Source organism: Flavobacteriales bacterium (assembly GCA_020635855.1).
Classification (GTDB): Bacteria; Bacteroidota; Bacteroidia; order JACJYZ01; family JACJYZ01; genus JACJYZ01.
Genome location: JACJYZ010000004.1, coordinates 581804 through 593433 on the forward strand (window position 1 = coordinate 581804; position 11630 = coordinate 593433).

The window sequence follows — 11630 nt, forward strand, 5'->3', positions numbered from 1 at the left end:
AATATGCCAAACATATCGGAGATACGGACACATCCCAAAACGCTCTTGCTGGCAACAAGCATGCTTATCCTGGGTTGGTGGCTGCGTTCTTTCTCCGGGCCATTGAATCTGTTGGGTGAATTTTTTGTGTATGCGGTGGTGGCTTTTTCATTCGGGTTTTTTGTTTATCCGCAAGTAGTTGATGCAGGTCGGAAATGGATACGGGTGACGACCGATCTGACCTTGTCTCTTCTTTTTGCCTATGTGGTATTCCACGAGTATTCCGGCATCTTTTACGACGATGCGGGATTTATTCTCCGCTACCTGGATAATTTTGCCAAAGGTTGTTTTTACTGTTACAACCTTTCCGATGGTGCGGTTTTCGGAACCTCCAGTTTCATATACGGCCTGTTGGGAGGCTTCCTGGCCTGGCTTGGCGTTAAACCCGAACTGGTGTTGCATGGGTTGGGGTTCACCGGCCTGGTAGCGGATGGATACCTTCTGCTGTTGATCCTTCGCAAACTGATTCGGCAACCCGGCTGGTCCTTTGTCATATGGGTGACTGCCATCTCCACCTCCAAGACTTACCTGGAAGTAGCGACCTCCGGGATGGAAAGCCCCGTTCATTTCGCCCTCATCTTGGCGGCTTTCTGGTTTTTCCTCCGGGGAAATGCCCGCCTCATGTGGTTGATGATGGCCGTCAGCGTAATCTCCAAACTGGATGCGGTGCCGATTGTGCTTGTATTGGGAGGGTTACACTTGCTGCGCCACCGGAACGAAGTGCGGGAGGCCGGTCTGGAAAGCAAAACGGTGAAGGATGTTCTGATCTTCGGCGTCATCCCGGTTATTTGCTGGATTGTGTTCGCCACGTGGCTTTTCGGAAGCCCGTTGCCTCAGTCGGCCTATGCAAAGATCTATTTCCACAGCCATCCCAGCGACCACTGGTTTCCTTTTCTGAAACACTATACGGACGGTGGCATCAGGTATACGATGTTCTGCATATTCGGAATGGTTGTTCCGCTGCATATCTGGATAAACTTACGCAGACAAAAGGGTTGGCAGGGTTGGAATGAACTTGCTCCGGGCCTTTGTGCTGATCCTCTTTTATTACTATAATCCGGGAGAGCAAATGGCTTGGTATTATGTGGTTCCGGATGTGTTGCTTCAAATCCAGACCATGGTCAGCTTTTATTTTGTGTTGCGATGGCTGCAGCAACCCATGAGCGCAAATTTGATTACCGCCATATTCACCGTGGGCGTGTTGCTTCACTCATGGATGGATGTGTATGGCGGATGGTATTATATGCAAACGTATCTGAACAACTTTGAGGTGGAACGCGCCCAGGTCGGTGATGACCTGGCAAAGATCACTTCCCCGCAGGATACCGTTTTCGCAGCACACGGCCTTCCGGTGCGAAAAACCTCCGCCTATGTATTGGATATGTCGGGACTGAATTCAAAACTGGCCACATCCTACCGGATCAACCTGGATACCGCACTTGCGCATGTTCATCCCAAATACGGCGTACATCATTTTTACTGGAACGTGGCCGAAACCATGAACAGGTTTCCATACACCATCCGGCAGGTATATTATGGCATCACTTTGTATAACAATGAACCGTTCACGCTGTTCGAGCGCGTTGACCCCGGTTCAGACGCACCCACACACCATGAAGCCCTGTCAACGGAACGCATCCGCGTGGATGCCCAACCCGGAAGCGATGTGTGGAACCTGAACGGAACCACCTTCTCCCTTGACCTGAACGGAACGAATACCCGATCCCTGTTTTTCGGCGTGGAGAAAAAGGCAGATGCCGTTCCATTATCCATTTACGTACACCATGCTACCGGAGAAAGTGATACGTTGCATATGACAGCCGTTGCAAAACAGCCGGAACGCTTCGCATCACAGGTAACACAGACGTTTCACGTGGAACTGAAACCGGATATACAATCGGTTGACATTGTTGCATCCCAACCCATACATCTGCTATACCCCATCGCCGGCAGGTAGAACTCTTCGTTTTATTCAGAAAAATCCCACAGTATGCAAGCCCCTTCCGACGAATCAAATTCTCATAGCAGTCAACACCTGTTATTTTCCTCGGGGAGCAGATTGAAGTCATGGCCCGAAAGATTTTTCAGCTACCTGCAACAAAACCCCTGGTATGTCTGCCTTGCACTGATTATTATGAATCTGGCGGTTAAACTTTACAATACCGCGGATGCCAGTATCTGGCTGGATGAGGCCTTCAGCATTTTTCATTGCCAGACCAGCCTGGGAGGTATCATCGCGATGAGCGGGAAAGACCCTAACCCTCCGCTTTACAGTCTTTGCCTCGGCATCTGGATGAAAGTATTCGGTAACTCCCCCGCAGCCGCCCGCTCCCTATCGGTTCTTTTCAATGTGGCAACCGCGCCAGTCCTGTTTATGTTCTGCCGGCGTTTTCTGAACATTCAAACTGCGGTGATCGCATCGTTGCTTTTCACATTTTCCAATGTTCAGATTCTGTATGCGCATGAAGCGCGGTGTTTCGCCCTTGTGACGCTCCTTGCCGTAATCTCATTCTGGTTTTATCTGGATATCCTGCGGGGCAAATCCCAGCGGGCGGTTGCCGGACTGGCCATCACCAATGCTTTGCTCATTTATACACACTATGCCACCTTTCACATTTTCCTCGCTCAGCTGGCGGGCATCGTTCTCTTCATATGGAAGGACCGCAAAGTGGTGTGGCGATACATGGTGAGCCAGGTTGGCGCCGTGGTGCTGTTCCTTCCGTGGGTGCCATTCGCACTTAAAAACAGTTCCCAGATCCGCGAGTGGGCGAGACCCAATTCCCTGGCCGATATTCGCTATGTGTATACCTATTTTTTCGGGGATACCTGGTTCCTCAAAGCGCTGATTGTGGTGTTCCTTGTGGGGCTTGCATCGCTGGTTTTCCTGAAGATCAGGGGCAAAGAAGTACCCAACGGTTATGTGTTGCTTTCCCTGCACCTTTGGGCCATCGGAACGGTCGTATTCGGTTATGCAGTCTCCCTTTACATGCCCATGTTCACACCACGGTACCTGTTGTATGCCTGCGTCGGCTGCTACATTCTCGTGGCGTATTGCCTGTCTGTCATTCCTGTTCATGCATGGTTCAAAATCGCCGCCTTCACGGTCATCCTCTGGCACGGATTGAGCATTCTCGATTTGGAACCCCATAAGGGTGAAGACTGGGAAAGTGTTGCCGGGTATGTACATGCACATAAAGATCCGGATACCTACGTGCTCCTGTCGCCGTGGTATGAATACCTGCCCTTCACCTACTACTATGACCCGCCTGCATTTGCCGATTATGAAAACACGATGCAACACTTGTCCGATGCACATGTGTCTTTGGTGAACACACTGAACCTGGATTTCCTGAAATCGATCGGGATGCCGTCCAGTGTGGTGATCGTACAAAGCGGACACTCCCCGCTTTCAGATCCGGATAATACGGTTTACCACACCCTTGCAGATCAGTACGAACTGGTGGATACCTTCAGCGCGGAAGGCGTTACGGCACACCTGTTCAAAAAAGAACACAAAAGACCGCCCCATGACATCATCGTGGAACATGACCTGGAAAGCGACGTAGTGGTTGATAATTGGGAGAACCTGAACACCCGAAGCACAGAGCAGGTACACTCAGGTTCCTATGCGTCCAGAACCGATTCCCTGCATCCTTTCGGTATCTGTTACAGAACATTCAATCCCCTTAGCTTTGACTCGGATACCACCATCGTCACCGTACGGTTGTGGGCCTATCTTGAAAACGAACGCTCAAATGGATGGGTGACCCTGACGCTCGACAACAAAGAAACCCACCTGTTCAATCTGGATCAAAGGGAGCTTCGCAAGGAAACGCAAGTAACAGGCCAGTGGACACCCGTGTCTTTTGTTTTCCGCGTTCCACCAGGGTTGGCAAAGAATACCTTGCTCAAGGTGTATACCTGGAACCAAATCGGGGAACCTTTGTATATTGATGACATGGAAGTGATTTTCAGTAAGCAACAACATTAATTGGTGGTTGCGTCATGTTAATACCCCCGTTAAAAATTTGAATCAAGCCGTCCACATCATCTCCTATATCCTGCCACACCGATCCGCTGCGCGCATCGAATCATACGTGTAGCTTCGCCATGTCACACCTGTCCGATATCACCCTGATCATCCCTTTTCACAACGAGGCTCGTCGCCTGGACAGCACAACCGATGGACTGATGACCTACTTCCGGACATCGGAATCACGCCCGCACATGATCTTCGTGAATGACGGCAGTGCGGATGACACCCGGACCCGCCTGGAAGCGCTGTGTGAGAAACTCCGTAACTGCGTACCCGAATCCACCTTCAACATGGTTTCCTACGACAAAGCCGGTGGCAAAGGATGGGCGCTCTTTCAAGGCATTCTTGCGTGTAAAACCGCATGGTGTCTGACCCTGGATGCCGACCTGTCGGCAGGGCCGCGGGAATTGGATTTCTGGCAGGAAAGAGGTTGGCTTCACATGGATCAGGACCGTGTGTTTATCGGTTCCCGGGAAATGGGCATCCGGGAAGGACTGGCCACTTCCAGCGCGCTCAGGCGCCCGGTGAGCGTGGTATTCAACCGGTTGGTTCAGCGATGGACCGGTCTCCACCTGGACGACACCCAATGCGGATTCAAACTTTATCCCTCAGCCATCGCGAAAGAGATTTTCACCAACCTCTCCGATTACGGGTTTGCCCATGATGTGGAAGTGTTGCTGCGGCTGAGAAACATGAACGTTCCCGTGGCGCCCCTGGCCGTTCACTGGCAACCGGAAAAAGGATCCAAAGTGAATGTGTTCTCCGACGGATGGCAGATGCTCAAGGTCATCCGTACGCTGGGAAAACGGTACACCCAGCACCCTTGAGGCATCCTGCCATGGCCTTGTTTCATTGCCACGGGCGGTAGTGCGGCTCATCGGCCAACGCCAGCATCTCCCGGTCGCCCCGGCTGTCGCCATATGCGATGATCTTGTCAAAGGCATTCAAATCAAATGCTTCCGACACACGCCTCGCCTTTTCCGGTCCGTAGCAGTTGGCAGGAACCAGTTTCCCAGTGATTTTTCCCTCCTTCACTTCCAACCTCGAACCGATTGTATGAAACCCTTTTCGCTCAGCCCACGGTTTGACCCATGCTTCGCATGAGGCCGTTACGATCACTTGCGTATGACCTTCGGATGCATACGCCGATAGGGTTTCCTTCGCTTCTTCCCTCAGCAGATCATCCATGTCTGAGGCAAACGCCCGGGCCTTGTTGATGAAATCCTGTTCTTGCCAACCGCCATAGAAATAGCGCAACACGACCTCCTTGGCCCGCCAATTCGGAATGATCCCCATTTTGAATGCCACAATCCAGGGACTGCAAACCGCAAGTCCCAGTAACCATTGACCATGCCCGTGGCTGTGGCGTATCATGGCCATGAAAGTGTCGTTCCGCGTGAGCGTTCCGTCCAGGTCGAATAGAACAAGATGGGCCATGTTCAGAGTTTCAGTTTTTTAAACACGTTTTCCGGAATGGTGCGAATGATCCACATGATCCAACGCCACATCCACAGGGTATACAGCACATTCCTGCCCTTTTGATGCGCCCGGTAAATATCATCGGCCGCCCTATCCGCCGAGGCCGTCAGCGGCCCGGGCAATGGCAATCCCTCCGTCATGGGTGTTCGCATGAACCCCGGTATGACGGTGAGTACATGCACCCCGTCCGGTTGCAGGCGGTTGCGCAACCCGGAGAGATAGGCGGTGAATCCCGCCTTGGCGCTTCCGTACAAATAGTTACTTTGCCGGCCACGCTCCCCTGCCACCGAACTCACGCCAATGATGGCACCGCTTCCACGTTTGGCAAATGCCGCAGCCAATTTGTTCAGTAAAGAGACAGGGCCGGTAAAATTCGTTTGCAAAATCCGGTCGCATTCCTCCTCATCCCGCATACCCAGATCCTGGTTTCCCAGGTAACCCGCGCTGCAAATAACGGCATCCGGAAGTGGGTTCAGGGTGTTCACGAACGCTTCATGCGCACCAATGTCGGTTACATCCAGCACCTGAACAGAAGGTCGGACCGATGTTTCTGTTTCAATATTTTTTGCCGCATTTTCAAGCTGTTCGATACGGCGGGAAGCCATTCGAACATTCCAACCTGCACGGGCATATCGCAGCGCCAGGGCTTTGCCGAGGCCTTCTGAAGCGCCGAGAATCAAAACTGATTTTTTGTTTGTCATGGATGAACCGGATGTATGTGCAGATGCTTCGGAGGATGGAGAAAATGATGTGGTAAGACCGATTCGATTCGATTGCAGCGATGCAAATCTACCTTCGGGGTCCCATTGTTTCAAGAATGTCTTAAACGATGCCGCACCGGGGTATGATGTGAAAAATGTGACGGCAGACATGCGTACATCTTTTGTGAGATAAAGACGGCCCCCATGGCGTAGCACCAAATCATCCAACTTGTTGAGAAACGGATACAGCCTGTCGGATAAGGGAAAATCCAGGGTGAGTGTATAACCTTCCATCGGGAATGACAGGATGCCTGATCCTCCTTTGCCGAACAGTTTCAATACGCTGAGAAAAGATCCGAATCCTTCCTTCTGCAGAAGCCTGAAAATTTCTGTGATGCCCTCCTCGCTTGAAGCCATCGGAAGCACCAGCTGGTATTGGGTAAAGCCTCTTTTCCCGTAGATGCGGTTCCAATGAAGGATGCCATCCAGCGGGTAAAAAAACGATTCATATCCGGTGGTGAAGGTGGATCTTCTTTTGGGTTGACGGTAGTAAACCGCGTTGAATGCCTGCATGCTGAACCGGTTCAGCACGAAGCCCGGAAAGTGGAAAGGAACCGTAAGTTTACGGGAGGGCTTCAATTGCAGTGGCGGAGGCGGGCAAGACGCCGCATCGGTATGTTCACCCAACATCAGGATGCTTCTGCCCAGGGCCTTTCCTTTTGCAAGTCCGTCAATCCAGGCCACTGAATAGGTAGCCTCTTTGTGGGTTTCAAAGAGCGCCATCACCTCTTCCAGGTTACGCGCCACCAGGTTGCGTTGTGCGATGTAGGCGCTGGAAATTTTCTTCAGCTGAAACGTCACACACATGATGACCCCGGTGAGTCCCATGCCTCCACAGGTCATCCGGAAAAGTTCGGTTTGTTTTTCAGGGCCGCAGGTGTGTATCCGCCCATCAGGCCCCATCAGATCCAGGGCATGTATGTGTTGTGAAAACGATCCTTCGATGTGGTGGTTTTTGCCGTGGATGTCGGAAGCCACAGCTCCTCCGACGGTAATGAATTTGGTGCCGGGTGTCACAGGCAAGAACCAGCCCTCGGGAACAATGATACGAAGCAATTGATCGAAACTCACCCCTGCCTCACAGGTGATCTGTCCGGTATCCTTGTCAAACGCCAGCACCCGGTGCATGGCCAGGGATGAAAAGATGCGGGGAGAAAGCGATGAATCACCGTAACAACGGCCGAGTCCGCGGGCAATTGCAGGCGTATGGTCCGCAACAAGGAAACGCTGCATGGCATCCAACCGGTCTGTTTCCAGCCAGTCGACGCGCACCACAGGATGATTTCCCCAATTGGTGACCGACTTCATCACATGTACAGGATTATGCCCGACGCGATCAGCCAACCCGCAACTACCAGTTGCATGAAAGCATTCCGGAGCAGGAGTTTGACCGGATCCCCGCTCTTGTTCTCCACCAGCGTCAACTGTAAGTATTTCAGAATGCCGATGATCACGAATCCGGATGTCAGATACAAGTAATCTTCGTGGGTGCGCTGCAATACGTCCGGTGAGACCGTGTACATGATATACGCAACAACCACCACCGCTCCCATAAGGGTGATGGCTGAAGAAATGAACGACAGGTTATAACCGCTGATCACCTTCCGGGTCACGTCTCCTCCGCTTTGAAATAGCAGAAGATCATCCCTGCGCTTTGCCAGGGCAAGAAACAGGGCAAGAAGAAATGACAACAATACAATCCACTTGGAGATCATTACATCACCGGCCGCACCACCGGCAAAAATGCGCGCCACGAAACTAAGGCCCACCAGGGACACATCCAGCACCGGGATGTTTTTAAGTCCCAGCGTATAGCATATGTTCAGGCCCAGGTAACCCATGAGGATGTACAGGAATGTGGATTGAATCCATGCCGCCAGCATCAATCCGGCGAAAGCGCATGTACCTGCAACAACCAGTGCAACACCTTTTCCAATCTGTCCGGAAGCAATGGGTCGTTTGGATTTGACGGGGTGTTTCCTGTCTTCTTCAACGTCCAGCCAATCGTTGAACACATACACAGCGGATGCCACCAAAGAAAACGCCAATACCGCCAGAACTACATGCGCCAGCTTATTCGAAACCATGATCTCCCCGGCAAAAAACAGGGGCAGTAACACAATGAAATTTTTGATCCATTGGTGCAACCGAAGCAATTTCATCCATTGCATGGGTATGCGCTTAGGACGCAAGGTTTACAGTCCCGGCGTCGGTTCAGGTGCGCTAAAGATACAAAGCAAGGGGAAAGTTCCGCATTTACTTCCTGCCGTTGGCCTGCTTGATGTCTTCCAGGCGGCCCTTCGGAATGGCGCTGATCAGCTTTTGCGTGTAGGCGGATTGCGGATTGTTATAGATTTCATCGGCCATGCCGGTTTCCTCAATTTTGCCTTTGTTCATCACCACCATGCGGTCTGACATGAATTTCACAACCGACAAGTCATGGGATATGAAAATATAGGTGAAGTCGTATGTTTCCCGCAGTTCAATCAGGAGATTCAGTACCTGCGCCTGTACCGAAACGTCAAGCGCCGAAACACTTTCATCACAGATAATGAAACGCGGACTCAGCCCGAGTGCCCTGGCGATACAAATGCGTTGTCTCTGGCCGCCCGAAAATTCGTGCGGGTAGCGATAGTAATGCGACTCCTGCATGTTCACCCGTTTCAGCAGCTCCATCACTTTCTCTTTTCGCTCTTCATCGCTGGCGCCGATCCTGTGTACACGCATGGGCTCCAAAATGGCATCTCCGATGGTGATGCGCGGATTCAGGGACGAATATGGATCCTGGAAAATGATCTGCATGTGTTTGCGCATCGAGCGCAATTCGGCAGGAGGCATGCCATGTATGGGCTTGCCATCAAAAACAATCTCGCCGCCGGTGGGTTCTATCAAACGCAGGACCGTTCGGCCCAACGTGGTTTTTCCACAGCCCGATTCTCCAACCAGGCCCAGCGTTTCCCCGGGGAATACTTCGAATGAAACCCCGTCCACAGCCTTCACATATTCTTTCGATCGGGAAAACAGTCCGCTCCGCTCAGGGAAATAGGTCTTGAGGTCTCTGACTTGCAGCAGGGGTTTCTGGTTGTACAGCATCTGATGGCGTTCTTTGCGCACACCTTCGGTCACTTCGAACTTCTTCAACACTTCTTCCACGGTGATGCGGCTTTGGGTGATGCTGCCGTCTTCATCCACTTTCATGAAATCGCTGACCGTGGGCAGCCAGTGCAAGCGCTTATCCAACGGCGGACGACATGCCAGCAAACCTTTTGTATACGGGTGCTGCGGATTGGAGAAGATGTCCCAGACCTTGCCCTGTTCGACAATCTTTCCCTTGTACATCACCACCACCTGGTCTGCCAGTTCTGCAATCACACCCAGGTCATGCGTAATGAACATGATGCCCATCCGGTGTTGTACCTGCAGCTTCTTCATCAACTCCAGGATGGTCTTCTGCACCGTCACATCAAGCGCTGTGGTGGGTTCATCCGCAATCAACAGGGACGGATTGCAGGACATCGCCATCGCAATCATCACCCTTTGTTTCTGGCCACCGGATATCTGGTGCGGATAGGTATCGAAAATCACATTTGGTCGCGGAAGCTGTACCTCCTCGAACAAAGCGATGGTTTTTTCCCTGGCTGCCTTGCGGGATAGTTTCTGATGCAGGACGATGGCTTCCATGACCTGGTCGCCACATTTGAAGACAGGATTCAGGGAAGTCATCGGCTCCTGGAAGATCATCCCGATGTCATTGCCCCTCAAATTCCTAATTTGCTTTTCCGTCAGATCCAGCAGGTTCACCTTCCCCAGACGGGGACTGTTGAAAAGAATCTGACCACTTCGGATGATGCCGGGTGGACTGGCGATCAACCGCATGACCGACAATGCGGTCACCGATTTTCCCGACCCTGATTCTCCCACGATGCCTACTGTTTCTCCCTTGTTCAGGGTGAAAGAGATATCGTTGACCGCTTTTACAAACTCCTCTTCGGTGCGGAACTCCGTTACCAGGTTCCTGATCTCCAACAATTCATTTCCTTGCATTTCCTCGGTCAACGCCATCGAATGGTTTTCATTAGCTGTATTCAAAGAAATCGTATACGATACGATTCACATGAAAGTTCATTCCCCGTCTGTGAACTGAACCCTTGCGGGATCGATCAGGGCTTGTCCTTTGAAGCGACGCATCAACTGGATGATGGCCACCACATCCTTCTGACAATAGGTAACGATCCGTGCCAGGTCGTGATCTTCCCAGAATACACGCGCCACATCCGCACCGGTAATGTCATCCTTTGGTGTGGGGATACCGAACAGGGTGGTAAGCATATTGAGGGACGTGTAATTCTTGAAATCCCCGAACTTCCAAAGCTCCATGGTATCCAGGAAATTAACCTCCCAGGGTTTCTTGCCGGCGATGTCTAAGATTTTCGGAAGCCGCAAGCCGTTCACAAGCATCCTTCGGGCCATGTATGGAAAATCGAATTCCTTGCCGTTGTGTGCGCATAGCACATGCTGACTTTTCCCGTAGTGCTGGTCAAGCATCCTGGCAAACTCCGCCAACATAACCTTCTCATCTTCGCCGGAGAATGACTTGATCCGTATGGATGCATCTCCGTCTTCATCTTTCACATAACCCACGGATATGCAAATGATCTTCCCGAACTCCGCATAAATACCGGCGCGCTCATACACGTCTTCCGGTGTGAGATCGGCATCCCGGATCAGGGACGTTGCTTTCTTGTCCCACAATTCCCTGAAAGCCTCCGGCATGTCACCATAGTTGTACCAGGCCGGCACGGTTTCAATGTCGAGGAACAAAACGTTGCTGAGGTGGATGTGATCGAGCATAACCGGGAGTTAATGTGGGGTCCGAAACATCATCATTTGATCATCACCCCTTTTCTGTTCAGCAGGGGAATATGGATCAGGTTTTCATCCGAAACGCTACCGGTAACAAAAATATACTTTTTGTCATGCAGCAACCCGTCTTCATAAAAACTGACCCAGAATTCATTGCTGATGGAGAACAGGTGATCGGGGAAATGCTCCACCTTCACATAGCTTTTGGATCCTATCTTTTCAAAAAAATGGCGGAGGGTGGAGGTCTTTACGTTGCGACCTTCATGTTGGCCATAGCCTTTGGAGGTAATGAGCACCCCTGTGACCTCTTTGCTTTTCAGGTTGAGAAGGTACACGTTCCAGGGTGCATCCTGCACATCCTCTTCTCGGGCTACCACCACTGCTATGTCTTCTACAACGGGAAATTCAATGTCTTTTTTCATTGGCAATTGTCAGGGTGATGAAAGCGTCAC

At 51.5% G+C, this 11630-nt stretch carries 10 protein-coding genes; 4 read left to right on the plus strand and 6 right to left on the minus strand.

All coding sequences use genetic code 11. The features are described 5' to 3' along the window. The first annotated feature begins 3 nt into the window (after positions 1–3). The 4 genes from H6585_14530 to H6585_14545 all read left to right on the plus strand — a co-directional run bounded on the left by H6585_14530 (position 4) and on the right by H6585_14545 (position 4902). Entirely contained in the window at positions 4–1095 is a 1092-nt protein-coding gene (locus tag H6585_14530) for a hypothetical protein (protein ID MCB9449546.1), read from the plus strand. Beyond that, entirely contained in the window at positions 1049–1996 is a 948-nt protein-coding gene (locus H6585_14535) for a hypothetical protein (GenBank protein ID MCB9449547.1), read from the plus strand. Before H6585_14530 ends, H6585_14535 begins: the two co-directional genes overlap by 47 nt. Before the next feature lie 33 nt (positions 1997–2029). Then, on the plus strand, positions 2030–4030 hold the full coding sequence (locus tag H6585_14540; protein ID MCB9449548.1) for a glycosyltransferase family 39 protein: 2001 nt from the start codon (positions 2030–2032) through the stop codon (positions 4028–4030). A 119-nt stretch (positions 4031–4149) separates the two neighbouring features. Next, on the plus strand, positions 4150–4902 hold the full coding sequence (locus H6585_14545; protein MCB9449549.1) for a glycosyltransferase: 753 nt from the start codon (positions 4150–4152) through the stop codon (positions 4900–4902). A gap of 22 nt (positions 4903–4924) precedes the next feature. On the opposite strand, the gene H6585_14550 is transcribed toward H6585_14545, so the two are convergent. From H6585_14550 to H6585_14575, 6 genes are all read right to left on the minus strand, one after another. Continuing rightward, complete coding sequence (locus tag H6585_14550; GenBank protein MCB9449550.1) at positions 4925–5512, minus strand: HAD-IB family hydrolase; 588 nt, start codon at positions 5510–5512, stop codon at positions 4925–4927. A 2-nt stretch (positions 5513–5514) separates the two neighbouring features. Then, positions 5515–7623, minus strand: a complete 2109-nt coding sequence (locus tag H6585_14555) for an SDR family oxidoreductase (protein ID MCB9449551.1) — start codon at positions 7621–7623, stop codon at positions 5515–5517. Then, the gene (locus tag H6585_14560; protein ID MCB9449552.1) at positions 7623–8486 is read right to left on the minus strand and encodes a decaprenyl-phosphate phosphoribosyltransferase; all 864 of its coding nucleotides are present in this window, start codon (positions 8484–8486) and stop codon (positions 7623–7625) included. The genes H6585_14555 and H6585_14560 overlap by 1 nt, the downstream gene beginning before the upstream one ends. Positions 8487–8571: 85 nt before the next feature. After that, entirely contained in the window at positions 8572–10359 is a 1788-nt protein-coding gene (locus H6585_14565) for an ABC transporter ATP-binding protein (protein ID MCB9449553.1), read from the minus strand. Between the two features lie 78 nt (positions 10360–10437). Further along, positions 10438–11166, minus strand: coding sequence for a ribonuclease H-like domain-containing protein (locus tag H6585_14570; protein MCB9449554.1), 729 nt, complete (start codon positions 11164–11166; stop codon positions 10438–10440). A 32-nt stretch (positions 11167–11198) separates the two neighbouring features. After that, positions 11199–11600: a DUF4909 domain-containing protein gene (locus tag H6585_14575; protein ID MCB9449555.1), complete on the minus strand. Its 402-nt coding sequence runs from the start codon at positions 11598–11600 to the stop codon at positions 11199–11201. Between the last annotated feature and the right edge of the window lie 30 nt (positions 11601–11630).

What these genes read in the sequence shown, in the direction of transcription:
- H6585_14530 (MCB9449546.1), top strand. Translation starts at nt 4, where the DNA reads ATGCCAAACATATCGGAGATACGGACACATCCCAAAACGCTCTTGCTG.
- H6585_14535 (MCB9449547.1), top strand. Translation starts at nt 1,049, where the DNA reads ATGAACTTGCTCCGGGCCTTTGTGCTGATCCTCTTTTATTACTATAAT.
- H6585_14540 (MCB9449548.1), top strand. Translation starts at nt 2,030, where the DNA reads ATGCAAGCCCCTTCCGACGAATCAAATTCTCATAGCAGTCAACACCTG.
- H6585_14545 (MCB9449549.1), top strand. Translation starts at nt 4,150, where the DNA reads ATGTCACACCTGTCCGATATCACCCTGATCATCCCTTTTCACAACGAG.
- H6585_14550 (MCB9449550.1), bottom strand. Translation starts at nt 5,512, where the DNA reads ATGGCCCATCTTGTTCTATTCGACCTGGACGGAACGCTCACGCGGAAC.
- H6585_14555 (MCB9449551.1), bottom strand. Translation starts at nt 7,623, where the DNA reads ATGAAGTCGGTCACCAATTGGGGAAATCATCCTGTGGTGCGCGTCGAC.
- H6585_14560 (MCB9449552.1), bottom strand. Translation starts at nt 8,486, where the DNA reads ATGCAATGGATGAAATTGCTTCGGTTGCACCAATGGATCAAAAATTTC.
- H6585_14565 (MCB9449553.1), bottom strand. Translation starts at nt 10,359, where the DNA reads ATGCAAGGAAATGAATTGTTGGAGATCAGGAACCTGGTAACGGAGTTC.
- H6585_14570 (MCB9449554.1), bottom strand. Translation starts at nt 11,166, where the DNA reads ATGCTCGATCACATCCACCTCAGCAACGTTTTGTTCCTCGACATTGAA.
- H6585_14575 (MCB9449555.1), bottom strand. Translation starts at nt 11,600, where the DNA reads ATGAAAAAAGACATTGAATTTCCCGTTGTAGAAGACATAGCAGTGGTG.